Origin of the sequence: Aeromonas sp. 159, assembly GCF_963862045.1 — a bacterium.
GTDB lineage: Bacteria > Pseudomonadota > Gammaproteobacteria > Enterobacterales > Aeromonadaceae > Aeromonas > Aeromonas veronii.
This window is the reverse complement of the sequence record NZ_CAWLMI010000019.1, coordinates 19,200-43,713: the sequence shown is the minus strand read 5'-3', so window position 1 is coordinate 43,713 and position 24,514 is coordinate 19,200. Positions and strand designations below refer to the sequence as shown.

Below are 24,514 nucleotides of genomic sequence, written 5' to 3'. Positions count from 1 at the left end.
ATCTTCCATCAGCCCTGCGACCGCGCTTCACGAAGCGCGAGCCATGGTAACAGCCCTTTGACAGCCAGGTAACTGAGCAATGCCAGCAGCAGGGCGCAGATCAGCATCTCGGACGGAGTAAAGCCAAGTTGACCCAGCAGCCAGATATAGAGGCCGGAGAGGCTGATCTGCATGATGCAGAGCACCGCGCTGGCAAAGGCCACGTTATGCTGACAACCATCGAGCGCCTCCCCCATCGCCACCCCGAAGCCACAGGAGAAGCCGACACAGACCAGCGCAAACCCCGGCAGCAGCAGATGGATATCGCCCCCCGTCTGCCAGCTGCCGATCAGTGAGCACGCCGCCAGCAGATAGGAGAGATGAGACACCGCCAGCACCTTCTGTTTGCCCAGCCAGCGCAACAGCAACGGCGTCAGGAAGGAGGTGGACATACTCACGCCAGCCATCACCATCATCACGATGGAGTACTGCTCGGTAGTGAAGCCAAACTCCTTCATCAGGATCAGCGGCGAGACGCTGACATAGACCAGAATGGCGGTCACGCTGGCACTGGTCAGCAGGGAGAGCAGCATAAAGCGCGGCGAGCGCAGCAGGGCAAAAGGCAGCGCCGCGCCACTGCCCGGTTGGCGGGCTGGACGGGTTTCCTTGAGCAGCAGCAGGTTGACCAGACCGCTGATGGCCGCCACCAGCGCCATCGCCATGAAGATCCCGCGCCAGTCAAAATGGGACAGGATGAGGTAACCGAGCACCGGCGCCAACACCGGGATCACGCAGATCACCCCGTTGATCATCGAGAGCGCCATCGCCAGCCGCTCCTGACTCAGCACGTCCCGCAGCACGGTAAATGTCATGATATAGAGCGCTCCAGCCCCGACCCCCTGCCAGAAACGGCCGAAATAGAACTGGTTGATCCCCTCGGCATGGCCCGCCACCAGCGAGGCGATGACAAAAATCAGCGCCCCCCCGAGCACCACCCAGCGCCGCCCGTAGCGATCGGCAATCATCCCGCCCAGCAGCACGGTGGCCGCCATACCGAACAGATAGATAGAGAAGGCGGTGTGGATCTGCGCCTCGCTCGCCTGCAGGGCATCGGCAATCTGGGGCACGGCGACCAGATAGAGATCGATCCCGACCGGATAGAGAATTATCATCAGAAAAGTGCACAACAGGAAAACAGGCATGGATGCTCCATTACAGAGTGGCGGGCCGATGCCTGCCAGATCACAGCGACAGGCGAACAGTGGCGGGGCCAAGGTGGTGACAAAGCTAGCAACGCAGCGCGTCGCAATGGGGGCAACTATATGGGCGCCCAGCGCCCTCACCTAGTGAAGAGATGGCGATCGGTACATTCCAATCAGGAAATATTCTATTGAGTTACGTGCCTGGGCGGCCATATTGAATCGAGCAGACTCACTAATAAACCGCGTCACCTCCCGCTCATAACCATCCCTGCACTGCACTTTTACCACCCGTCTGTTATCCGCCTTCGCCCTTGCGGGCGTATAAGCTGTAGGTGCGACGCAATACAGGAAATGTGTATGAAGGGAATGAAGAGAGAAGAGCAGATTGCCGGGCTGCTGGCGGCACTGGAGCAAGTCATTCTGGGCAAGCCGCTGCAACTGAAAATCGCGCTGGTGACCCTGCTGGCGCGCGGTCATCTGCTGATCGAGGATCTGCCCGGCATGGGCAAAACCACCCTGGCCCACGCGCTGGCGCAGGTGCTGGGGCTGGCATGCAGGCGGATGCAGTTCACCGCAGATCTGCTCCCCGCCGACCTGCTGGGGTTGCAGATCTTTGACCCCCAGCAGCAAACATTTCACTTTCACCCCGGCCCCATCTTCACCCAGGTGTTGCTGGCGGACGAGATCAATCGCGCCAGCCCCAAAGTACAGAGCGCCCTGCTGGAGGCGATGGCCGAGGGCAAGGTGAGCATTGAGGGGAATACGCATCCCCTCCCCGATCCGTTTTTCGTCATCGCCACCCAGAATCCGGCGGATCAGGCGGGCACCTATCCACTGCCGGAGTCCCAACTCGACCGCTTCGCCGTGCGACTCTCGCTGGGTTTTCCGCCGCGAGAGGCGGAGCGCCAGCTACTGCGGGGCAACCAACCGACTGACCCGTTGCCCGCCATGCTAAATGACGCCGAGCTGGCTGCCCTGCAAGCGGAAGGTGATGCTATCCATGTTTCCGATGCCACCCTCGACTACCTGCTGGCGCTGGTGCACCAGAGCCGCTTTGATGGGGATCTGCCACAGCCCCTCTCCCCCCGTGCAGCCCAGACCTTGCTGGCGGTGAGCCGGGCCTGGGCGCTGGTGGCGGGGCGGCACTTTGTCACGGTAGAGGATGTGCAGGCAGTCTTCCCCTATGTGGCCGAGCATCGGCTGCGGGGCAGCTTTGGCGTACAGCACGGCGAAGCCTGCCCCCTGAGCCAGCGATTGCTGGCCAAGGTCGATCCGGACAATCCCTGATGAGAAAATGGCTAAACCGTTGGCAGCAGTGGCGAGCCCGCTGGCAACGACGCTGGCTCGACCGTCGCATTCCCCCGGCCCGCCAGATCACGCTGGCTACCCGCAGCCTCTTTATCCTCCCCACCCGCATGGGGCTGCTCTATCTGCTGGTGCTGCTCGCCATCTATCTGCTCGGCACCAACTACCAGAACAATCTGGTGCTGCTGGTGGCCTACTGCCTCGGCAGCCTGTTTATGGCCGCCATGTGGCTCACCCACCGCAACCTGTTGGGGCTGGAACTGCTGGGTGGGCCGCTGGTGCTGGGGGAAGCGGGTAGCCAGCTACCTATCCGTATCTTGGTGCAGAGCCCGCGCCCGGTGCAGGCGCTCCGGTTTAGCCTCAACGAAGGCACCCTCTGGCTGGCACAGGCCGACGCTGTGCCCAGCACAGTTATCCTGCCAGTATCGGGCTCGCGCCGTGGGCCACTGCACCTTGGTCGATTGCGGGTTGAGAGCCGCTACCCTCTCGGCCTGTTTCGCTGCTGGTCTCTGCTGGACTTGCAACTGGAGGGCTGGCTCGCCCCCAAACCGGCGTTCGGGGCGCTAAGAGGGGAACATGCGACCGAAAGCGAAGGGCATCAGGGCCAGCCCGCGCCAGCTCCCCTCGGTGACTTTGATACCCTGCGGACACATCAGGCCGGTGAGCCACTGAGCCGAGTCGCCTGGAAGCAACTTGCCCAAGGGCGCGGCCTGCTGACCAAACAGTTCCATGAACCTCAGCAGGATGACACTCACCTCACATTGCCGCGGGTCGCAGGCGGGGATCTGGAGCAGCGGCTGGCGGTGCTGGCCTGGTGGTGCGCCGATTACGGCAAGCGGGGCATCCCCTTCACCCTGACGCTGGCAAACCAGACGCTGGGGCCCGATAGTGGCGCCACCTTTGTGCAGCGCTGCCTGCTGGCACTAGCCCAGTTCGATGCCACACCACCGAAGAGCACGCCCGATGCTGCTCGATAACCGCCGCCTGCTGCCACTCATCGCCCTGCAACAGCTGCTGCTGGTCGCTGCGCTCTGGCCCCAGTTGCAACTCTGGGTAGTGACAGTGGGCGCCATCACCCTCGGCGTCCGGGCCATGATGCTGTGGCGCGGCTGGCAGCCCCTGCCTGCCCGCGGGTTGGCGCTGCTGGCCATCACTACTGTGCTGTTGCTGGGACTACAGTGGCGTGGCTTGGGCACCCTGCCCGCCCTGATCAATCTGCTCTGGCTCGGTTATAGCCTCAAGATGATCGAGGTACGGCGCGAGCAGGATATCGAGCTGGTGCTGCTGCTCACCTTCTTTCTTATCGCGCTGGCGCTGGTGCAGCGACAGAGCATCGGCTGGACGGCCGGAATGACAGTAGCACTCTGGCTGGCAGTAACCGCGCTGGTGACCGCCGTCGCCCCCGAACAGAAACGGCCTTGGCGCAGTGCGGGTGGTACCCTGCTGCTGGCGCTTCCACTGCTTATCACCCTGTTTTTGCTGCTGCCAAGGCTCCCGCCCCTCTGGCAGATGCCCACCACCAGCCGTGCCCTGTCGGGCCTCTCGGAAGAGCTGGCACCCGGCGATATCAGCGAACTGGTCAACTCCTCGGAACTGGCCTTTCGGGTCACCTTTGCCGATGGCCCGCCCCCGGCCCGCGAGCGCTACTTTCCGGTAATGCGCCAAGAGGTTTTCGATGGCCAACGCTGGTTGCTGAGCCCCGAGGTAAAAACGTGGCAACGGACAGTGCCGGTGCAAACCGGGCTCACCCTTCTGGCATCATCTTCACGGGCAAGCAATCAGCTGGCAGATAGTCCGTTACCCGCCGGGAGCTACGAGGTGATCGCCGAGCCCCAGCGCCACCGCTGGGCCTTTGCCATGAGTGAACCGACTATTCTGACTGGACCAGTGCTGATCACCCCCATCGACACCCTCTATCGTCAGGGGAGCGGTGAGGTGGCGATCCGCTATCGCATTGGCCGCGGCGAAGCGCAGCCAGAGGACGATAGCCAAGCCGCCCAGCGCAACCAGCAACTGCCAGCCGGAGGCAACCCAAGAGCGCGAGCCTATGGCAAAGAGCTTGCGGCACGCTATCCGGATCGCAGCGCGCTGGTCGCCGCCCTGCTCGCGCAGTTTCGCAGCCAATCCTATTACTACACTCTGACCCCGCCACGGCTTGGCAGTGACGGGGTGGATGAGTTCCTGTTCGATACCAAGCGCGGCTTTTGCGGCCACTACGCCATGGCGACCGCTTTCGTACTGCGCGCTTCCGGTATTCCGGCACGGCTGGTCACCGGTTATCTCGGCGGTGAGTGGAATCCAAGGGGCAACTATCTGGCGGTACACCAGTTCGATGCTCACGCCTGGGTAGAGTATCTCGATGAAGAGGGATCATGGCGGCGAATCGACCCCACTGCGGCAGTGGCACCGGAGCGTATTGAAGGCGGCGTGAGGGAAGCGCTGAGCGACGAGTTTACCGCTGCCGACCCGCTTGCTTTGCAGCGTTATCGCAACTGGGCCCTGCTCAATAAACTACGCTGGTGGGGCAACAATATCGACTACCAGTGGAGTCGCTGGGTGATTGGTTACGATGCGGGTCAGCTCTGGCAACAAATCGGCCTGCGCTGGCCCGCACTGGCGGGACACACTCCCTGGTTGATCCTCGCCAGCCTGATGCTGGTCGCCCTGCTGGTGAGCCTGCCCCTGCTGTTGCCCGCCCGCCTGCCGTCAGAGCGGCGTATCTGGCAGCCCCTGCTCAAACGGGGCAAACGCAGTGGCTACCCACCCCAGCCAGCCGAGAGCATGGGGACATGGTGCGAGCGGCTGGCACGGCTGCGTCCCGACCTTGCCCACTCCCTGCTAAAGAGTGCGTGGCTCTATCGACTCTGGCGTTATGCCCCCCTCAGCGAACGGCAACAAGGGCGCTGCTGGCGCCAGTTGCGACGGCGTGTCAGACAGCTCGTCCAGCACTGGGATCAGCCGCCGAAGAGCGGCTCATAAAAGAAGGGGGAGCCACCGGCTCCCCCTTCAGGTTTTAATCAAGAGGTTTGATTTACCGCTTGTTACTTTTTGGTCGGATTGTCCCAGATCCCCTCTTCCAGCTGGGAGCGGATCTCGGGGTATTTGTTGGCATCGAAGGTGGGCACCTTGCCCAGCCGGAGCTGGTCGTTGTAATCCTTCGCCAGCTTGATGGCAACGCTGGAGAGCAGCAGGATCGCCACCAGGTTGACTATGGCCATCAGTCCCATGGAGACATCTGCCATCGCCCACACAATCGGCAACTCACCCACGGCACCGAACATCACCATCCCCAGCACGAACACCCGGAACAGCATCAGGCCACCCTTGTGGTTGTGCTCGAGGAACACCAGATTGGTCTCGGCATAGGAGTAGTTCGCCACGATAGAGGTGAAGGCGAAGAAGAAGATGGCCGCCGCAATGAAGATGTTGCCACCGCTGCCAATCTGGGAGGAGAGCGCCCGCTGGGTCAGCTCGACACCGGTCACGCCGGAGCCCGGCTCAAACTGACCGGACATCAGGATGATGGCGGCGGTACAGCTGCAGATGACGATGGTGTCCATAAAGACCCCCAGCATCTGCACATAACCCTGAGAGGCCGGGTGCGGCGGATAGGGAGTGGCAGTCGCCGCAGCGTTGGGCGCAGAGCCCATCCCCGCTTCGTTGGAGAAGAGACCGCGCTTGATACCGTTGATCATCGCCTGGGAGATGGCATAACCGAGCGCACCCGAGCCTGCCTGCTCAATCCCGAAGGCGGACTTGATGATCAGCATGAAGACATGGGGCAACTCGGTGATGTTCATCGCCACGATCACCAGCGCCAGCAGGATGTAGGCCAGCGCCATAAAGGGCACCACCAGCTCGGCAAAACGGGCAATGCCACGAATGCCGCCGAAGATAATCAGGCCGGAGAGCGCCACCAGCGCCAGACCGCTGACCCAGTCAGGAATGCCAAACGCCACCTTCATCGCCAGACTGATGGAGTTGGCCTGCACCGCGTTGAACACCAGACCAAATGCCAGGATCAGGCAGAGCGAAAACACCACCCCCATCCAGCGCATGCCAAGGCCTTTCTCCATGTAGTAGGCCGGGCCACCACGGTAGTTGCCATCCTCATCCTTGACCTTGTAGAGCTGGGCCAGAGTGCTTTCGACGAATGCGGTCGCCATGCCGATAAAGGCAATCAGCCACATCCAGAAGATGGCGCCGGGGCCACCCAGATAGATGGCGACAGCCACACCGGCCAGGTTGCCGGTGCCGACACGGGCGGCAAGGCTGGTACAGAGGGCCTGGAAGGAGGAGATGCCTGCGTTGTCCGATTTACGGCTGTTTTTCAGCACGGAAAACATGTGGCCAAAGTGACGGATCTGGATAAAACCCAGGCGGAAGGTGAAAAAGATACCGACCCCGATGAGCAGGTAGATGAGCACGGCTCCCCACATCAGGTCGTTTAGCATCGCAATCAAGGTGTCCATAATTCTCTCGTTGTTATTCACATCCATGGTCAGTCTGCGCTGACCGTTTTCTGTCTGTCGTTTAATTAGCGTTTCGCTAAAGGGGCGGAATCTAGCACAGCGGGAGAGCCCGGAATAGTGATCCCGGTCACGCGAGACACAAAAAACGAACGGTAAAAGCCCATAAAGCTCCATTTAAATCGCAAACTTTCAACAAACTCAATAATTCAATCAGACAGGCCACCATTAAGCCCCATAAGAGAACCATTTTGATATATCCCTGATGAGCTATCCGAAAACGCAAACGCTTGCATGAAATGGCTTTCAAACGGAAACATTTCGCCAAACGTTTTCGCTGTAATTAAATTTCAAGTACGTAGTGAGATAATTTATGTGATCGACGACACAAATATGGATATTGGCTAAAAAAGTTCAGCTGAAAGCAAACCGGAGCGAGGTCAGGATGAAATGTAAAAAACCTTACTAATCATATAGTTTCACGCCATAAAGCGGGATAACTCAACAGCCTGAATGTTTAACAACCAAGCGCCCCTATTGCAGGATGCAGCACATCAGTATTAATTAGGCAGGCAATGACGATGGGCCGCCCCCATCGCGCTTTTCTGAGCCTGAGGCACCAAGATCCTGTAATTTTATTTCAGAACCACCGTCTCAAGCCCGCAACCCAGGGATTACTCCCTCATTAAGAGATGATATTCGCTATGGCCGATAAATTAACCCAGCTGAAAGCCCTGACCACTGTTGTTGCCGACACCGGTGATATCGAAGCCATCAAACGCTATCAGCCCATCGATGCCACCACCAACCCCTCTCTGGTTCTGAAGGCTTCCGAGATCCCCGAGTACGCTCCGCTGATCGAAGACGCCATCAAGTGGGCCAAAGCCCAGAGCCAGGACAAGGCACAGCAAATCATCGACGCGGGCGACAAGCTGGCCGTCAACATCGGTCTGGAAGTGCTGAAGATCGTTCCGGGCCGTATCTCTACCGAAGTGGACGCCCGTCTCTCCTTCGATACCGAAGCCAGCATCGCCAAGGCCCGCAAGCTGATCCGTCTTTACAACGAAGCGGGTATCAGCAACGACCGCATTCTGATCAAGCTGGCCTCCACCTGGGAAGGGATCCGTGCCGCCGAGGTTCTGGAGAAAGAGGGTATCCAGTGCAACCTGACCCTGCTGTTCTCCTTCGCCCAGGCCCGTGCCTGTGCCGAAGCCGGTGCCTTCCTGATCTCCCCATTCGTGGGTCGTATCCTCGACTGGTACAAGGCCAAAAATGGCCGTGATTACACCGCCAGCGAAGATCCGGGCGTGGTCTCCGTCACCTCCATCTACAACTACTACAAGCAGCACGACTACCCGACCGTGGTGATGGGCGCCAGCTTCCGCAACACCGGCGAGATCCTGGAACTGGCCGGTTGCGACCGCCTGACCATTGGCCCGGCCCTGCTGGAAGAGCTGAGCAAGACCGAAGGCGCCGTGGTACGCAAACTGGACTACACCGGTGAGCGCAAGGCCAAACCGACTCCGATGACCGAAACCGAATTCCGCTGGGAACTGAACCAGGATGCCATGGCTCACGAGAAGCTGGGCGAAGGCATCCGCATGTTCGCCATCGACCAGGGCAAGCTGGAAACCATGCTGGCAAGCCGTCTGTAATCAGTTCTTTTTTCTGATAAAAACCGGGCCCCTACCAAGGGGCCCGGTTTTTTTCATGGGCTTTTTTAGCGCTGTCATAGAGTCGTCACGAAAACGTTTTAATTTCAGATTCGTTATGTTATACGGGTGGTGAAAACGATAAAAACCAAGGAGGGAGCCATGGAAATGTTCAACTTCGATTATGACGAGGTGGTTGAACTCGGTTCGCGTAGCCGCGGGACAACGGGAAAAAAACGTAAATGGCGTGAAATCGAGGCGTTGAAAGACAAACATCGCCTGCAGAAGGAGCTGCAATCCATCGATATCGCCTATGAAGGTCTTACAGACGAGATTGAACTGTAATACTGCCAGACACCTGTAAAAGCGCTCCGCACAGTCGGGGCGCTTTTTTCTGCCGCAATCGGATGATCACGTGGCTTGTCATGCCATCGCCAGCGATGCCAAAGGATGCTGTAGGCTACTGACAGCCATCACCAACGGCATGGCATAAAGACCATGCACCTCACCCGCGAAGACTGAACTGTGCCGTTTCAGGGCGCATTGGGGCAATCACCGCAAGACAAGTCATCAGCAATAAAAAGCCCCCGTCGCTGACGGGGGCCTGAATAGTCGGGGTTGACGGCTGCGCTTAGCAGTAGCCGTAGCCCAGCAGACGCTGGTAGCGCTGCTCCAGCAGTTGCTCGGTATCGAGCGGACGCAGTGCGTCCAGATCCTGCTTGATGCGAGCCTTGAGGTTTTTGGCCATCTTCTCCACATCACGGTGAGCACCGCCGAGGGGCTCGTCGATCACGTGGTCGATCAGCTTGAGCTCTTTCAGACGCTGGGCAGTGATACCCATCGCTTCGGCAGCTACGGAGGCCTTGTCAGCGCTCTTCCACAGGATGGAGGCACACCCTTCCGGCGAGATGACGGAGTAGGTGGAGTACTGCAGCATGTTGACGCGGTCACCCACGCCGATTGCCAGCGCACCACCTGAGCCACCCTCACCGATCACGGTGCAGACCACCGGCACGGTCAGACCGGCCATCACTTTCAGGTTGCGGGCAATCGCTTCAGACTGGCCACGCTCTTCGGCACCGACCCCGGGGTAAGCGCCCGGGGTGTCGATAAAGGTGATGATCGGCATCTTGAAGCGCTCGGCCATCTCCATCAGACGCAGGGCCTTGCGGTACCCTTCCGGACGTGGCATGCCGAAGTTGCGCTTGATCTTCTCTTTGGTCTCGCGACCCTTCTGGTGACCAATCACCATCACCGGCTCACCGTCGAGACGGGCGATGCCGCCGACGATAGCCTTGTCATCGGCATAGGCGCGATCGCCAGCCAACTCGTCGAAATCGGTGAAGATATGCTCGATATAGTCAAAGGTGTAGGGGCGCTGGGGATGACGCGCCATCTGGGATACCTGCCAGGCACCCAGATCACCGAAGATCTTCTTGGTCAGCTCTTCGTTTTTCTTCTCCAGCCGGCGGATCTCGTCTTTCAGATCCACGGCGTGATTGCCTTCACTCACATGTTTGAGTTCATCAATCTGCGCCTGCAACTCGGCAATCGGCTGTTCAAAATCCAGAAAAAGACTCATAGGGCCTTAGAACCTCTAATCAAAAACCAATTCAACCCGCTCTCGTCCAAGCAGGACTCGCAAGTCATCTATCAGTTGATCGGTGGGCGTCACCCGCCACTCGGTACCGAGCGTCAATCGCACCCGGGAGCCGGGGCGACGATAGTTTACCTGAACCGGACAGACTCCGGCACGGGCGGGCTCCAAAATCTCGCACAAACGCGGGAAAAAGCGATCATCAATCCGCTGTTCATCGAGGGAGATGCGGATTGCTCTGGCAAAACGCTCCCTCGCATCGTTGATATCCAGTAATTCTCGAGCCGACATTTTAAGGCCACCGGAGAAGTCATCAAAGCTGACCTGTCCAGAAACCACCAAAATGCGGTCTTTTTGCATCAATTCTTCATATTTTTCCAGCGCTTCACTGAACAGGGTCACATCGAGGCGACCGGAACGGTCGTCCAGGGTGAAGATCCCCATCTTGTTGCCACGCTTGGTCACCATGCTGCGGGCCGCAATCACCAGCCCCGCCGCCGTGGTCACGGTATCACGGGAGGTGGGATGCAGATCGCACAGGCGACCCGAGGTATAACGACGCAATTCGCTGCTGTACTGGTTGATGGGGTGGCCGGTGAGATAGAGCCCAAGGGTCTCGCGCTCCCCTTCCAGCCACACCTTGTCAGGCCAGTGCGGCACGTTGGCAAATGCCTTCTTGACGTCGTCAATCTCTTCAGTGAGCACGCCGAACATGTCGACCTGCCCCACCGCCTGCGCCTTGGCGTGCTGCTCGGCGGCACGCATCGCCTCCTCCAGCGTCGCCATCAGGGCGGCACGGTGGGGGCCGAGCCGATCCATGGCGCCGGAGAGAATGAGCTTCTCCATCACCCGCTTGTTGAGCTTCTTGATGTCGACCCGGTTACAGAAGTCGAACAGATCGCGGAACGGGCCGTCTTGATCCCGGGCGCTCAAGATCGCATCGATGGGGCCTTCACCGACCCCTTTCACTGCCCCGATCCCGTAGACAATATGACCATCTTCGTTGACCGAGAAGCGATAGCGGCCGGTGTTCACATCCGGCGGGATCACGGTGAGCCCCATCCGCTGGCACTCGTCCACCAGAGTCACGATCTTGTCGGTGTTGTCCATATCGGCGGTCATGACCGCCGCCATGAACTCGGCCGGGAAGTGGGTCTTGAGCCAGAGGGTCTGGTAGGAGACCAGCGCATAGGCGGCGGAGTGGGATTTGTTAAAGCCGTAGCCCGCAAACTTCTCCACCAGATCGAAAATCTTCATCGCCAGTTCGCCGTCGACGCCATTCTTGACGGCGCCCTCCTCGAAACCGGCTCGCTGCTTGGCCATCTCCTCGGGCTTTTTCTTACCCATCGCCCGGCGCAGCATATCCGCGCCACCCAGCGTATAACCCGCCAGGGTCTGGGCGATCTGCATCACCTGCTCCTGATAGAGGATGATGCCGTAGGTCGGTTCCAGAATCGGTTTCAGGCTCTCGTGCTGCCACTTCTCGTCCGGATAGGAGATCGCTTCATTACCGTGTTTGCGGTCGATGAAGTTATCCACCATGCCTGACTGGAGCGGGCCCGGTCGGAACAGGGCCACCAGTGCGATCATGTCTTCGAAGCAGTCGGGGCGCAGCCGCTTGATGAGATCCTTCATGCCGCGGGATTCCAGCTGGAATACCGCTGTGGTCTCGTAGCGCTGCAGCAGGTCGAACGACTTCTTGTCATCGATGGGGATGGCGGCGATATCCACCGGCGGCTTGCCCTCTTTGGCAAGACGCGGGTTTATCATACCGAGCGCCCAGTCGATGATGGTGAGGGTCCGCAGACCCAGGAAGTCGAACTTCACCAGACCGGCGTACTCCACGTCGTTCTTGTCGAACTGGGTGACCGGGTGATGGCCTTCGTCATCGCAGTAGAGCGGCGCAAAGTCGGTGATCTTGGTGGGTGCGATCACCACGCCACCGGCGTGTTTACCAGCGTTGCGCACCACCCCTTCGAGACGACGAGCCATGTCGATGAGGTCTTTGACCTCCTCATCCTGCTCGTAGAGTTCGGGCAGCTTGGGCTCAGCCTCGAATGCCTTGGCAAGCGTCATGCCCGGATCCGGCGGGATCAGCTTGGAGATGCGATCGACAAAGCCGTAAGCGTGACCCAGCACCCGGCCCACGTCCCGCACCACCGCCTTGGCCGCCATGCTGCCGAAGGTGATGATCTGGGATACCGCATCCCGGCCGTACATGTCGGAGACGTGCTCAATCACCTCGTCGCGCCGGTCCATGCAGAAGTCGACGTCGAAGTCGGGCATGGATACCCGCTCGGGGTTCAGGAAACGTTCGAACAGCAGGTCAAATTCCAGCGGGTCGAGGTCAGTGATCTTGAGGGCGTAGGCCACCAGAGAACCCGCCCCCGAGCCCCGACCCGGGCCAACGGGAATGCCGTTGTCCTTGGACCACTGGATAAACTCCATCACGATGAGGAAGTAACCCGGGAAGCCCATCTGGTTGATCACTTTCAGCTCGATGTCGAGACGCTCGTCATACTCGGGACGGCGCTCGGCCCGCACTTGCGGATCCGGGAACAGAAACTCGAGACGCTCCTCCAGACCCTCTTTCGATTTGGCCACCAGAAAATCTTCGGTAGTCATGTCGCCGGTCGGGAAGTTGGGCAGGAAGTACTCGCCGAGACGCACCGTCACGTTGCAGCGCTTGGCGATCTCCACCGTGTTTTCCAGCGCTTCGGGAATGTCGGCAAACAGCTCCGCCATCTCCTCCTGACTACGCAGGTACTGCTGGGGGCTGTAGCGACGAGGGCGGCGTTTGTCCATCAGGGTATAGCCATCGTGGATGGCAACCCGGATCTCGTGGGCATCGAAGTCATCGGCGTTGAGGAACACCACCTCGTTGGTGGCGACCACTGGCAGCTCGAACTCGGTGGCGATGGCCACCGCCATGTGCAGGTAGACCTCTTCGTCGGGTCGACCGGTACGCAGCAGTTCGAGGTAGTAGGCATCGGGGAAGTGGGTCTGATAGAAGGCGACGCACTGCTCGGTCATCTGCCGGTTGCCCTTGAGCAGGAACTTGCCCACATCCCCCTCGCGGCCGCCGGAGAGGACGATCACCCCCTTGGCATGATCGCTGAGCCAGCTCTTGTCGATAACCGGCCGCCCTTGCACGTGGCCGCGCTGGTAACCGCGGGAAATAAGCAGGGTGATGTTCTGGTAGCCGTCGTTATCCATGGCGAGCAGGGTGAGACGGAACTGCTCGTCGCCGAGCTCATCGCTCTGCACCCAGAAGTCGGCACCGACGATGGGCTTGATCCCCTTGCCGTGGGCCGCGCCATAGAAGCGCACCAGACCGCACATGTTCATCTGATCGGTCAGCGCCAGCGCCGGCATGTTGTTGGCCGCCGCCGCCCCGACGATGGGGTTGATCTTCTGCAGGCCATCGACCATGGAGAAGTCGGAGTGGACTCGCAGGTGGATAAAACGGGGGTCAGCCATCGTCATCTCCTCTCGCTGCTCAAACTAAATGGCATGGTCTACTCGATCCCCAGTGCGCGGCGCACCGGTTTGAAGCTCTTGCGATATTCGGGCAACGGGCCACGCTCGGCCAGAATGGCGAGGTGCTCAGGCGTAGGGTAACCCTTGTGGCGGGCAAAACCATACTCGGGATGGCGACAGTCCAGCTCGGTCATCTCCGCATCTCGGGTCACCTTGGCGAGGATAGAGGCGGCGCTGATGGCGGCCACCAGACTATCGCCCTTGACCACGGCGCGCGCTTCCATCGGCAGCGCCGGGCAGCGGTTGCCATCGATAAAGACCAGCTCGGGGGTGACCTTCAGTCCCGCCACGGCGCGCTGCATCGCCAGCATGGTGGCATGCAGGATGTTGAGCCCGTCGATCTCCTCTGGAGTGGCGCGACCGATGGCCCAGGCGAGCGCCTTCTCTTTGATCTCGTCAAACAGGGCGAGGCGCTTCTTCTCAGAGAGCTTCTTGGAGTCGTTGAGCCCCGCGATCGGATTGGCGGGATCGAGAATGACCGCAGCGGTGACCACGTCACCCACCAGGGGGCCACGGCCCACTTCGTCCACACCGGCAACCAGCTTGTCGTCAGGAATATCGATCATCATCTTGTAGCCTTGAATCAAAACAGGCCCCGTGGGGCCTGACAGGGGTCGACTGGCGCGGCATCACCGCTCGGAAAACGGATTAACGGGCTGTGCGGCGCAATCGACGGTCCGAAATAGCGTTATCTGCCGAGCAGATCCGCCACCGCATCGGCGGCCTGCGAGTCGGCATTGCAGCGGATCAGCTGGTGCAGCTCGGTGAAGGTGTTGACCAGCGCACTGTTTTCGTGCTCGAAGTACTTGCTCACCTCTTCCACCAGATTCTCCGGGGTGCACTCGTGCTGGATGAGTTCCGGCACCAGCATGCGACCGGCGAGCAGGTTGGGCAGAGAGACAAATTCGGTCTTTACCAGTCGCTGGGCCAGCCAATAGCTGAAGGGCTTGAGCTTGTAGCCCACCACCATCGGCTTTTTCACCAGCATGGCTTCGAGCGCCGCGGTGCCAGAGGCCAGCATCACCACGTCGGCGGCGATCATCGCCTCGCGGCCCTGCCCTTCCAGCAGCACCATGTCGAGACCCGGCGCTACCTCGGCCTTGATGGCCATAAACTGCTCGCGCCGTTTCTGGTTGACCAGCGGCACGATGAAGCCGAGATCCGGATAGCGCACCGTCAGGTGTTTGCACGCCTCGAGAAACAGGGGGGACATAAAGCCCACTTCTGCGGTGCGGCTGCCCGGCAGCACTGCCAGCCAGCGGCGATTGGCATCGATACCGAGATTGCGACGCACGGCAGCCTGATCCGGCACCAATGGAATATCGTCCGCCATGGTATGGCCGACAAAACGGCAAGGGGCGTCGAAACGGTCGTAAAAGGCTTTCTCGAACGGCAGGAAGGCGAGCACCATGTCGGTAGCGGCCTTGATCTTGTGAATGCGGTTCTGGCGCCAGGCCCACACAGAGGGGCTGACATAGTGAACCGTCTTGATACCGGCGCGGCGCAGTTTCAGCTCCACTCCGATATTGAAATCCGGTGCATCCACGCCGATGAAGATATCGGGCGGATTGGCAATAAAGTGGCGCAGCAGTTCGCGACGAACCTTGAGGATGCGCGGCAGACGGCCAAGCACCTCGGTGATCCCCATGACGGAGAGCTCTTCCATCTCGAACAGGGCCTTGACGCCGAGGGCCTGCATCCGCGGCCCGGCGATCCCTTCGAACTGCGCATCCGGGTAGCGGGCCTGCAGCTCGCGCACCAGACCGGCAGCCAGAATGTCGCCGGAGACTTCTCCGGCGACGATACCGATACGAACCGGATCAGGCACGGATGATCCCGCGCTCGTTATCTTTGAGGAAGTCCACATAGAGCTGGACGGCCGGTTCGGCTTGCGCCATCTCGATCAGCACCGGCAGCACCTCTTCGATGGTCTTGCCGGAGCGGAAGATCTCTTTGTAGGCACGCTTGACGGCAGAGATGGCCTCGGCGCTGAAACCGCGGCGACGCAGACCTTCGGAGTTGACCCCGAACGGTTTGGCGTAGTTGCCGGCAGCCATCACGTAAGGAGGCACGTCCTTGTTCAGGGCGGCGCAACCACCGACGAAGGCGTGGGAACCGACGCGACCGAACTGGTGAATGGCGGAGAGACCACCAAAGATCACGAAGTCACCAATCACCACGTGGCCCGCCAGGGTCGCGTTGTTGGCGAAGATGCAGTTGTCACCGATGATGCAGTCGTGGGCAACGTGAACGTTGACCATGAACAGGTTGCCGCTGCCCACCTTGGTCAGGCTCTGATCCTGAATGGTGCCGCGGTGGAAGGTGCAGTTCTCGCGAATGACGTTGTTGTCGCCAATTTCGAGGAAGGTGCGCTCACCGGCGTACTTCTTGTCCTGGCAATCCTCACCGATGGAGGTGTGCTGGAAGATCTTGTTGCCGCGACCAATCTTGGTCGGGCCCTTGATCACCACATGGGAACCTACCCAGGTGTTGTCACCGATTTCCACCTCGGCGCCGATGACAGAAAAGGGGCCGATTTCAACCCCTTTACCGATCACGGCAGACTCATGGACGATGGCAGTATCGTGAATGATGGCAGTCTGGTCGATCACGTGTGTTAAACCTCGCGTTTGGCGCACATCAGCTCGGCGGTACAGACCACTTCACCGTCGACGGTGGCGACACCGGTGAACTTGGCAATACCGCGACGCTCTTTCAGGAACTCCACGTCGAGCACCAGTTGGTCACCGGGGCCGACCGGACGCTTGAAGCGAGCGTTGTCGATTGAGGCAAAATAGTAGAGTTCGTTGGGAGACGGCTTGCCCACCATGGTAAAGGCCAGGATACCGGTGGCCTGTGCCATCGCTTCCAGGATCAGTACGCCAGGGAACACCGGCTTGGCCGGGAAGTGCCCCTGGAAGATCGGCTCGTTGAACGAGACGTTCTTGATGGCACGCAAGGTTTTGCGCTCATCGCTGATCTCGTAGTCGTCTACACGATCCACCATCAGAAACGGATAACGGTGGGGTAGCAGATCCATGATTTCCTGGATACCCAGGCTCTTCTTTTCAGTAGTCAAAACAGTACCCTATACCAATCGTGATTATTCTTGATCCAGCTTCTTCTCAAGCTTGCTTAACCGCTTGTGCATCTCTTCGATACGCATCACCCGGGCGGCGGTCTTGCGCCACTCTTTATTGGTTTGCAGAGGGATGCCGGAAGAGTAGACACCGGGCTCGGTAATGGGTCGCATCACCATGGCCATACCGGTGACGGTGGCCTGGTCGCAGATCTCCATATGCCCGTTAAAGACGGAAGCGCCGCCAATGATACAGTATTTGCCGACCTTGAGACTACCAGCCATCACGGTAGAGCCCGCCACGGCGGTGCCGTAACCGATCTCCACGTTGTGGGCGATCTGGCACTGGTTGTCGATGATGACGTTGTCAGCGATGCGGGTATCTTCCAGCGCACCGCGATCAATGGTGGTGCAGGCACCGATCTCGACCCGGTTGCCAATGGTCACACCGCCGAGCTGGGGGATCTTGATCCACTCGCCACGCTCGTTGGCATAACCGAAACCATCGGCCCCGATCACTGTGCCGGATTGAACCAGACAGTCGGAGCCCATGGTCACATTGTGATAGAGGGTGACGTTGGCCCACAGCCGGGAGCGGGCTCCCAGCCGGGTATTTTTGCCAACAAAACAGCCCGGGCCAATGCGTACATCGTCACCCAGCACGACACCGGATTCGATCACTGCATTGGCGCCGATGGCCACTCTCTCGCCCAGTTGCACGTCAGCCGCGATAACGGCACTCGGATGAATATCCGTGGCCGGCTGCGGGGTGGTGTCCAGCAGTTGGGCTACCCGGGCAAAGCCCACATAGGGGTCTTTGAGCACCAAGGCATTGGTGGGACAAAATGGCAGATCCGCTTCTGTAATGAGCACGGCGGTCGCCTTGCTCTGCTCCAGATAGTGCCGGTACTTCTTGTTGGACAGGAAGGTGATATCCCCCTCCCCGGCCTTTTCCAGTGTCGCTACCTTGCGGATTTCCAGGGTTCCGTCGCCATGGACCTGGGCCCCCAGTTGCTGGGCCAGCTGTGCGAGAGTGAATGCCATCAATTAGTTGCTCTTGCTTACCTGAGAAATAACCTGGCCGGAGATGTCCAGCTTGCTGGCGGCATACGGGGCGGCATTGCGCTCCAGCACCAGATCGTAACCATTGCTCTTGGCGATGGAATCGATGGCTGCCTGCACCTTGGTCAGGATCTTGTTGCGCTCTTCGGACTGACGGCGGCCGTTGTCCTGCTCAAAGGCTTGACGCTTCTGGTTGAACTCCATCTGCAGCTTGGCCAGCTTCTCCTGATTCTGCTTCTTCTGCTCGGCGCTCATAAAGGCTTCATCCTTGCGGAACTTTTCGACCAGCTTCTGGCCTTCCTGTTCCAGCTTCTGCAGCTCACGCATGCGCGGCTCGAATTCACCTTTCAGCTTGGCTGCAACGGCTTCACGCTGGGGCAGCTTTTGGAAGACTTCGCCCATATCAACCACGGCGATCTTGGTCTCAGCGAAGGCAGAACCCATGCCGGCAGCCATCAGTGCAAAGCTCAAACCAGCTACTTTCAACGCTTTATTCACACTTACTCCTTGTTCCCTCATGGCGAGGGCTACCTGATTTACCCGATTATGCAAGCGGCGTTAGGACCGTCTTGTTACCTGGTGAGGCACGCATACCGCGCGTCCCATCATTGAAGACCCCCACCGCATGGGTGAGGGCGAAACTCTGCTTAGAAAGTACGACCGATGTTGAAGGAGAAGACTTCGGTGCGATCCCCTTCGTATTTCTTGATCGGCTTGGCCAAGGCAAACACCAGCGGGCCCATCGGCGAGAGCCACTGCAGGGAGACACCGGCAGAGACCCGGATATTGCCCGGGTTGGAGTAGTCCTGGCTCAGATAGTTGCAATCAGAACCGGCGGCGCAAGGATATGCCCCGTTGGCAAAATCAGTGCTCCATACGGTACCTGCGTCCATAAAGACGGTTGAACGGATCTGCGGACGATAGGTCTCGGAGACGAACGGGGTCGGGAAGACAAGCTCCAGTGAGGCGACGGCCAGAGCGTTACCGCCCACCGAGGTGTCGGAACCTTCGTAGTAGCCAGTTTCACACGGCTGAGAACCCGTGCAACTGCCAGCACCCGGCTTGTTGTAGGTCTTGTAGATCGCCTTGGGACCAATGGTATTGCTCTTGAAGCCACGTACCGTATCGAAACCACCGGCATAGTAGTTCTCGAAGAACGGCAGCATGGAGTCATCGCCATAGCCGTTACCGTAGGAGACACGACCCTTGCCGATCATTACCCAACTGTGATCCGCATCGAGCGGGAAGTAGTGGGCATCTTCGGCAGAGAGCTTGTAGTACTGCAGCTCCATGCCCGGTACGGTCACCTTGGCGTTGATACGCTGACGATCGCCAGAAGTCGGGAACATCCCCTTGTTCAGGGTAGAGCGGGTCCAGCCAGCGGTGACATCGACGGTCACAAAGTCGAGGTTGGAACCATCCTGTGAATAGGCATTCCAGAACTGATCCATCTGTACCGACTGGCGGTTATCATTCCACTGATCCCAGCAGTAGGTATTGCCATCAGTATCCGGATTGTCCTTCAGACACTCCTGATAGTTCTGGGCATTGAATGACGGACGGCTCAGCTTGGTGCTCTCGATACCGGTACTGAAGTCGAGACGGTTGAACTCGTTGACCGGGAAGCCGCTGGAGAGACGGAAACCGATGGTTTCGTTCTCGTAATCGACAATATCGGCATCATCGGCGCGGAACTGGTTGTAGTAGACCCGACCACCCAGGCTGACACCATCCACGGTGAAGTAGGGGTCGTTATAGCTCAGGTCAACGTTCTTGGAGTAGTCGTTGGTGCTGGCGTTGATGGAGACCTTCTTACCGGTACCCATAAAGTTGTCCTGAGAGATCCCCGCCTGCAGGCTCAGACCCGATTCGGTGCCGTAACCGATACCGGCGTTGATGGAGCCAGCAGGCTGCTCCTTGACCTTGAAGTCGAGGTCAACCAGATCATCGTTGCCCGGCACCCGTTTGGTGTCCACTTCGACGCTCTCAAAGTAGCCAAGGCGGTTGAGACGGCTCTTGGACTGCTCGATGTTGTCGGAGGAGAGCCAGGTGCCCTCCATCTGGCGCATCTCGCGACGCAGTACCTGATCTTCGGTGGTGGCGTTACCGCTGAAGTTGATATTGCGTACATAGACACGGGGGCCCGGCTCAACGTTGACGATCAGCTCCACTTCCTTGGTCTTGTCATTGATCTGCGGGAAAGTGACCACTTTCGGATAGGCGTAGCCGTAACGGCCGAGGAACTTGGAGAGCACCTCTTCGGTATGAGTCACCTGACTGGCAGAGTAGGTGCTGCCGGCAGCAATCGGGATCAATCCCTTCATCTCGCCACCGCGATCGATCAGGTCCCCCTTGAGCTGGACACCGGAGACCTTGTACTGATCCCCTTCCTTGATGTTGAGGGTGACGTAGACGCCCTTCTTGTCGGGGGTCATGGAGACCTGGGTAGACTCCTGCTGGAAGCGGATATAGCCGCGGTCCATGTAGTAGGAGCGCAGGGTCTCGATATCACCCGCCAATTTTTGCTTCTGATAGCGCTGATCGGCGGTGAAATTCCACCAGGGCACTTCGTCGCGCAGGGAGAGCTGGGCAATCAGCTTATCTTCAGGGAAGACGCTGTTGCCGACGATGTTGATCTGCTGGATCTTGGCCGCTTCCCCTTCCACGAAGGTGAACTTGAGATCGACCCGGTTGCGCGGCAACGGGGTGACGATCGCCTTGACCTTGGCGGAGTATTTACCCACGCCATAGTAGAAATCTTCCAGTCCCTTCTCGAGGGAAGTGAGCACGGTGCGATCCAGCGGATCGCCCACACGGATACCGGAGGACTCCAGACTCTGGGTCAGTTGCTCCTCTTTGATATCCTTGTTGCCAGCAAACTCGATGCTGGAGATGGTCGGACGCTCCTTGACCATCACCTGCAGCACCTGGCCGTCACGGTAAACCTTCACATCCTCGAAGTTACCCGAGGCATAGAGCTTTTTGATGGCGCTGGCCAGAGCCACGGAGTCGACGGTATCACCGACCCGGATCGGCAGGTTCAACAGTGCGGCACCCAGGGTCACCCGTTGCAGACCTTCGACCTGGATATCTTGCACCACAAAAGAGGCAGGGGCCGCCTGGGCCAGGAAACTGGCACCCAGCAGGCAACTCAACACCAATGCTTTTTTAACAGCCATTTTGTTCTTATGTGTCCTTGTTGATGCTCTGGCCTCAGAGGCGAGCGAAATCGTTAAACAGCGCAATGCCCATCAATAACATCAGAATGGCGGCGCCGATCCTGAAACCCACTTCCTGTATTTTCTCTGATACCGGCTTGCCGGTGACCGCTTCGATAAGGAAATAGACCAGATGGCCACCATCGAGCACCGGCAGGGGGAATAGATTGATAATCCCCAGGTTGACGCTGATCAGCGCCAGAAAACTCAAGAAATAGACCAGACCATAGTCGGCACTGCTGCCGGCGCCCTTGGCAATGGAGATGGGGCCGCTCAGGTTGTCCAGCGACACGATGCCACCGATCAACTTGCCAATCATGTCAAAGGTGAGCGTGATCAGGCTCCAGGTCTTGTCCGCGCCATGCCACAGCGCCTGCAAAGGCCCATACTGTAACAGAATTCGATATTCATCCGGTAATGGAACCAGTTGCGGCGAGAGACCGACGAATCCTACCAGCTTGCCCTGCACCTTGCGGCTATCCGGGGTCAGGGTCACGTTGAGATCACTGTTGTTGCGCTCAACCACCACTTGCAGGGGTTCACCCGGTGCCTGCTGCACCAGTTCGACAAACTGGGCCCACGCGGTAATAGGCTGATCGCCGACCAGTTTGATACGGTCACCTACCTGCAGCCCCGCCTTTTCACTGGCACTCTTGGCCACCACTGCAGCTACGACTGGCAGCACTTTGCCACTCAGGGGGACAATTCCCAAGCTGCCGATGGGCGACTCTTTATCCGGATCGAAGGTCCAGCCGGTCAGCGACAAGGTTTTATCGGTGGCATAGCTGGTATTGGGTGCCTGCACCTTGAGAGTCACTGCATCATCACCCAGATGACTGATAAGAGCGTAGGTGACGCTCTCCCAGTCACCGGTCTGCTCATCGCCGACCCCGACAATCTCCATCCCCGGCACCACACCCGCCTCGGCAACTATGGATGCCGGACGCACTTCACCGATCACCGGCTTGACGCTCGGCACCCCGATGATAAACATCAGCCAGAGGGCAAACAGGGCAAAGACGAAGTTGGCCATGGGACCTGCGGCAACAATCGCCATCCGCGCCCAGACACTCTTGTGGTTGAAGGCATACTGCTCGTCACCGGGCTTGAGTTCATCGACCCGGCCATCGAGCATCTTGACGTAGCCACCGAGCGGGATCAGCGCCAGCACATATTCGGTGCCATCCTTACCCATCCTGCGCCAGATCGCCTTGCCAAAACCGATGGAGAAGCGCTCAACCTTGACGCCACAACGACGGGCCACCCAGAAGTGACCAAACTCGTGCACCGCGACCAGCAGACCCAGCGCAACAACAAAGGCACCGATATTCCACAACACACCGCCCATCAGCCAAGCTCCTCAATCAAAGTATGAGCACGGGCTCTTGCCGCACCGTCCAGGGCAAACAGATCATCGAGCGAGCCTACTGTGCTGCTCTCCAGCGCCAGCATCACTGCCTCGTTGATCCGGGCAATATCCATAAAGCCGATGCGCCCGGCCAGGAAGGCGGCAACCGCCTCCTCGTTGGCTGCATTGAGCGCAGTGGTCGCCGCTTGTCCCTTCTGGCAGGCATTGATGGCCAGCGCCAGACAGGGATAACGATCATAATCAGGCCGGATAAAGCTGAACTCTCCGACACTGAAGAAATCCAAAGGTTCCACACTGGAGGGGATGCGATTGGGATAAGCCAGCGCATGGGCGATGGGGGTACACATATCCGGATTGCCAAGCTGGGCCAGCACGGAGCCATCCTTGTACTGCACCATGGAGTGGATCACCGACTGCGGGTGGATCACCACCTGGATCTGCTCTGGCGCCGCATTGAACAACCAGCGCGCCTCGATGTACTCCAGCCCCTTGTTGATCATGGTGGCGGAGTCGACCGAAATCTTGGCCCCCATCGACCAGTTGGGATGCGCGATGGCCTGCGCCGGCGTCACCTTGGCCAGCTCGCTGATCTCGGTGTAACGGAACGGGCCGCCAGAACCGGTCAGCAAAATCTTGCTGATCCCCGCCGCCGCCAGATCGCAAAAACCGGGCTGGCGCTGCACAGCGGTCGGCAGACACTGGAAGATGGCATTGTGTTCGCTGTCGATGGGCAGCAGCTCGGCGCCATGTTCGCGCACGGCTTCCATGAAGAAAGCACCGGACATCACCAGCGCCTCCTTGTTGGCCAGCAAAATACGCTTGCCGGCACGTACCGCGGCCATGGTCGGGGCCAGTCCGGCCGCACCGACGATGGCGGCCATCACGCTATGGGTGTCGGGGTGAGCGGCCACATCGCAGAGGGCTGCTGCACCAGACATGACCCTGGTCGCACTGCCGTGCGCTTTCAGACGGGCAGCGAGTTCACGGGCGGCATCCTCATCGACCATCACGGCAAAACGGGGGGAGAATTCGAGGCAGTCCCGCAACATGGCATCCACGTTGCGGGCGGCGGTCAACGCCAACACTTGCCAACTGCCCGGGTTATGGCGCAGCACTTTCAAGGTACTCTGACCGATGGAGCCGGAGGCTCCCAGAATAACCAGTGACTTGTGCATCAAAACTCCTGACTGAGTAGCAGATAACTGAGCAGAAACACCGGCAGGGCGGCGGTCAGGCTGTCGATCCGGTCGAGAATGCCGCCATGACCCGGCAGCAAAGTGCCGGAGTCCTTGATGCCTGCTTCGCGCTTGAACATGCTCTCGGTCAGATCGCCGAGTACGGAGGCAAGCACCGCCAGCAGAGAGCAAAACAGCACGGTGATCATCTTGGCAGGAACAAATCCCATCGACCAGGTAACGCCGATGGCCAGCAGGCTGGCGGTAAAGAGGCCGCCACACATCCCTTCGATGGTTTTGCCCGGACTCACAGCCGGTGCCAGCTTGTGCTTACCGAACGCCTTGCCGAAAAAATACGCGCCAGAATCTGCCGCCCAGACCAGCCCCATCACGAACAACAGGATCCAGGCCCCCATCATGGGGTCATGGTAAAAGTTGTAACCACGGATGGCGACCAGCGACCAGAAGAAGGGAACCAGAGTCACCAGACCAAACAGCGACTTGAGCCAGATAGACTCTTTCCACAGCTTGGCGCTTTGGGGATAGCGCAGCACCAGCAGCAGACCCAGCAGCCACCAGCTTACCGCTGTCCAGAGCACGCCCATCACGAGGGGGTGCAGGTGGGGCGTCCAGAGTTGCTCCACCGGCAGCCAAAAGAGGCTGGCACCGAGCAACAGACAAAATACGATGGGCAACCATTGCTGCGGAGCAGCAGAGACAAACCCACTCCATTCGCGACTGGCCAACAAAAACACCAGCGCAGCCAACAGGGCAAAAAATTTCAATGGCAGAAAGAAGAGCGCCCCCAACACCAGGGGGATCAACATCAAAGCAGTAATAATTCGTTGTTTTAGCAAAAGAAACCTC

Annotated in this window: 19 protein-coding genes; 5 read left to right on the top strand and 14 right to left on the bottom strand. The window is 59.2% G+C overall.

The genetic code is table 11. From position 1 onward, the window contains the following. Window positions 1-8: 8 nt before the first annotated feature. A complete protein-coding gene (locus AACR14_RS04150; RefSeq protein ID WP_019445231.1) occupies window positions 9-1,181 on the bottom strand; it encodes an MFS transporter in 1,173 nt (390 codons plus the stop codon). Between the two features lie 357 nt (window positions 1,182-1,538). On the opposite strand from AACR14_RS04150, the gene AACR14_RS04145 reads away from it, so the two are divergent. The 3 genes from AACR14_RS04145 to AACR14_RS04135 are packed head-to-tail and all read left to right on the top strand — an operon-like array spanning window position 1,539 to window position 5,465. Next, window positions 1,539-2,468 carry an AAA family ATPase gene (locus tag AACR14_RS04145; RefSeq protein WP_019445229.1) on the top strand — a complete coding sequence of 310 codons (930 nt, stop codon included), beginning with the start codon at window positions 1,539-1,541 and terminating at the stop codon, window positions 2,466-2,468. Continuing rightward, the gene (locus AACR14_RS04140; RefSeq protein WP_019445228.1) at window positions 2,468-3,463 is read left to right on the top strand and encodes a DUF58 domain-containing protein; all 996 of its coding nucleotides are present in this window, start codon (window positions 2,468-2,470) and stop codon (window positions 3,461-3,463) included. Before AACR14_RS04145 ends, AACR14_RS04140 begins: the two co-directional genes overlap by 1 nt. Beyond that, entirely contained in the window at window positions 3,450-5,465 is a 2,016-nt protein-coding gene (locus AACR14_RS04135; protein ID WP_019445227.1) for a transglutaminase family protein, read from the top strand. Before AACR14_RS04140 ends, AACR14_RS04135 begins: the two co-directional genes overlap by 14 nt. A gap of 62 nt (window positions 5,466-5,527) precedes the next feature. Here AACR14_RS04135 and AACR14_RS04130 read toward each other — a convergent pair whose 3' ends face one another. Continuing rightward, window positions 5,528-6,958, bottom strand: a complete 1,431-nt coding sequence (locus tag AACR14_RS04130) for an alanine/glycine:cation symporter family protein (RefSeq protein ID WP_013724018.1) — start codon at window positions 6,956-6,958, stop codon at window positions 5,528-5,530. A 701-nt stretch (window positions 6,959-7,659) separates the two neighbouring features. On the opposite strand from AACR14_RS04130, the gene tal reads away from it, so the two are divergent. Both tal and AACR14_RS04120 read left to right on the top strand, forming a co-directional pair. Next, window positions 7,660-8,610 carry a transaldolase gene (gene tal / locus AACR14_RS04125; protein WP_019445226.1) on the top strand — a complete coding sequence of 317 codons (951 nt, stop codon included), beginning with the start codon at window positions 7,660-7,662 and terminating at the stop codon, window positions 8,608-8,610. A gap of 159 nt (window positions 8,611-8,769) precedes the next feature. Further along, window positions 8,770-8,952, top strand: coding sequence for a DUF3545 family protein (locus AACR14_RS04120; protein WP_005338547.1), 183 nt, complete (start codon window positions 8,770-8,772; stop codon window positions 8,950-8,952). 286 nt (window positions 8,953-9,238) lie between these two features. On the opposite strand, the gene accA is transcribed toward AACR14_RS04120, so the two are convergent. The 12 genes from accA to AACR14_RS04060 form a co-directional block, all read right to left on the bottom strand. Continuing rightward, entirely contained in the window at window positions 9,239-10,189 is a 951-nt protein-coding gene (gene accA / locus AACR14_RS04115; RefSeq protein ID WP_005338549.1) for an acetyl-CoA carboxylase carboxyl transferase subunit alpha, read from the bottom strand. Between the two features lie 15 nt (window positions 10,190-10,204). After that, window positions 10,205-13,684 carry a DNA polymerase III subunit alpha gene (gene dnaE, locus AACR14_RS04110; RefSeq protein ID WP_019445225.1) on the bottom strand — a complete coding sequence of 1,160 codons (3,480 nt, stop codon included), beginning with the start codon at window positions 13,682-13,684 and terminating at the stop codon, window positions 10,205-10,207. A gap of 38 nt (window positions 13,685-13,722) precedes the next feature. Continuing rightward, entirely contained in the window at window positions 13,723-14,313 is a 591-nt protein-coding gene (rnhB, locus tag AACR14_RS04105) for a ribonuclease HII (protein WP_019445224.1), read from the bottom strand. 119 nt (window positions 14,314-14,432) lie between these two features. Continuing rightward, a complete protein-coding gene (gene lpxB / locus AACR14_RS04100) occupies window positions 14,433-15,572 on the bottom strand; it encodes a lipid-A-disaccharide synthase (RefSeq protein ID WP_019445223.1) in 1,140 nt (379 codons plus the stop codon). Beyond that, window positions 15,565-16,356 carry an acyl-ACP--UDP-N-acetylglucosamine O-acyltransferase gene (gene lpxA, locus AACR14_RS04095; protein WP_005338557.1) on the bottom strand — a complete coding sequence of 264 codons (792 nt, stop codon included), beginning with the start codon at window positions 16,354-16,356 and terminating at the stop codon, window positions 15,565-15,567. Before lpxA ends, lpxB begins: the two co-directional genes overlap by 8 nt. Before the next feature lie 5 nt (window positions 16,357-16,361). Then, the gene (gene fabZ, locus AACR14_RS04090; RefSeq protein WP_005338559.1) at window positions 16,362-16,823 is read right to left on the bottom strand and encodes a 3-hydroxyacyl-ACP dehydratase FabZ; all 462 of its coding nucleotides are present in this window, start codon (window positions 16,821-16,823) and stop codon (window positions 16,362-16,364) included. A 24-nt stretch (window positions 16,824-16,847) separates the two neighbouring features. Further along, complete coding sequence (gene lpxD / locus AACR14_RS04085; protein ID WP_041201824.1) at window positions 16,848-17,867, bottom strand: UDP-3-O-(3-hydroxymyristoyl)glucosamine N-acyltransferase; 1,020 nt, start codon at window positions 17,865-17,867, stop codon at window positions 16,848-16,850. 3 nt (window positions 17,868-17,870) lie between these two features. Beyond that, window positions 17,871-18,383 carry an OmpH family outer membrane protein gene (locus AACR14_RS04080; RefSeq protein ID WP_005338563.1) on the bottom strand — a complete coding sequence of 171 codons (513 nt, stop codon included), beginning with the start codon at window positions 18,381-18,383 and terminating at the stop codon, window positions 17,871-17,873. A gap of 149 nt (window positions 18,384-18,532) precedes the next feature. Next, window positions 18,533-21,064: an outer membrane protein assembly factor BamA gene (gene bamA / locus AACR14_RS04075; protein ID WP_019445221.1), complete on the bottom strand. Its 2,532-nt coding sequence runs from the start codon at window positions 21,062-21,064 to the stop codon at window positions 18,533-18,535. Between the two features lie 34 nt (window positions 21,065-21,098). Further along, window positions 21,099-22,451, bottom strand: coding sequence for a sigma E protease regulator RseP (gene rseP / locus AACR14_RS04070; RefSeq protein WP_019445220.1), 1,353 nt, complete (start codon window positions 22,449-22,451; stop codon window positions 21,099-21,101). Continuing rightward, a complete protein-coding gene (ispC, locus tag AACR14_RS04065) occupies window positions 22,451-23,647 on the bottom strand; it encodes a 1-deoxy-D-xylulose-5-phosphate reductoisomerase (protein WP_019445219.1) in 1,197 nt (398 codons plus the stop codon). Before ispC ends, rseP begins: the two co-directional genes overlap by 1 nt. After that, on the bottom strand, window positions 23,647-24,504 hold the full coding sequence (locus AACR14_RS04060) for a phosphatidate cytidylyltransferase (protein WP_026034918.1): 858 nt from the start codon (window positions 24,502-24,504) through the stop codon (window positions 23,647-23,649). Before AACR14_RS04060 ends, ispC begins: the two co-directional genes overlap by 1 nt. Window positions 24,505-24,514: the final 10 nt, after the last annotated feature.

What these genes read in the sequence shown, in the direction of transcription:
- dnaE (WP_019445225.1), bottom strand. Translation starts at nt 13,684, where the DNA reads ATGGCTGACCCCCGTTTTATCCACCTGCGAGTCCACTCCGACTTCTCC.
- lpxD (WP_041201824.1), bottom strand. Translation starts at nt 17,867, where the DNA reads ATGGCATTCACTCTCGCACAGCTGGCCCAGCAACTGGGGGCCCAGGTC.
- bamA (WP_019445221.1), bottom strand. Translation starts at nt 21,064, where the DNA reads ATGGCTGTTAAAAAAGCATTGGTGTTGAGTTGCCTGCTGGGTGCCAGT.
- rnhB (WP_019445224.1), bottom strand. Translation starts at nt 14,313, where the DNA reads ATGATGATCGATATTCCTGACGACAAGCTGGTTGCCGGTGTGGACGAA.
- AACR14_RS04150 (WP_019445231.1), bottom strand. Translation starts at nt 1,181, where the DNA reads ATGCCTGTTTTCCTGTTGTGCACTTTTCTGATGATAATTCTCTATCCG.
- AACR14_RS04130 (WP_013724018.1), bottom strand. Translation starts at nt 6,958, where the DNA reads ATGGACACCTTGATTGCGATGCTAAACGACCTGATGTGGGGAGCCGTG.
- AACR14_RS04120 (WP_005338547.1), top strand. Translation starts at nt 8,770, where the DNA reads ATGGAAATGTTCAACTTCGATTATGACGAGGTGGTTGAACTCGGTTCG.
- ispC (WP_019445219.1), bottom strand. Translation starts at nt 23,647, where the DNA reads ATGCACAAGTCACTGGTTATTCTGGGAGCCTCCGGCTCCATCGGTCAG.
- rseP (WP_019445220.1), bottom strand. Translation starts at nt 22,451, where the DNA reads ATGGGCGGTGTGTTGTGGAATATCGGTGCCTTTGTTGTTGCGCTGGGT.
- AACR14_RS04135 (WP_019445227.1), top strand. Translation starts at nt 3,450, where the DNA reads ATGCTGCTCGATAACCGCCGCCTGCTGCCACTCATCGCCCTGCAACAG.
- tal (WP_019445226.1), top strand. Translation starts at nt 7,660, where the DNA reads ATGGCCGATAAATTAACCCAGCTGAAAGCCCTGACCACTGTTGTTGCC.
- AACR14_RS04140 (WP_019445228.1), top strand. Translation starts at nt 2,468, where the DNA reads ATGAGAAAATGGCTAAACCGTTGGCAGCAGTGGCGAGCCCGCTGGCAA.
- accA (WP_005338549.1), bottom strand. Translation starts at nt 10,189, where the DNA reads ATGAGTCTTTTTCTGGATTTTGAACAGCCGATTGCCGAGTTGCAGGCG.
- AACR14_RS04145 (WP_019445229.1), top strand. Translation starts at nt 1,539, where the DNA reads ATGAAGGGAATGAAGAGAGAAGAGCAGATTGCCGGGCTGCTGGCGGCA.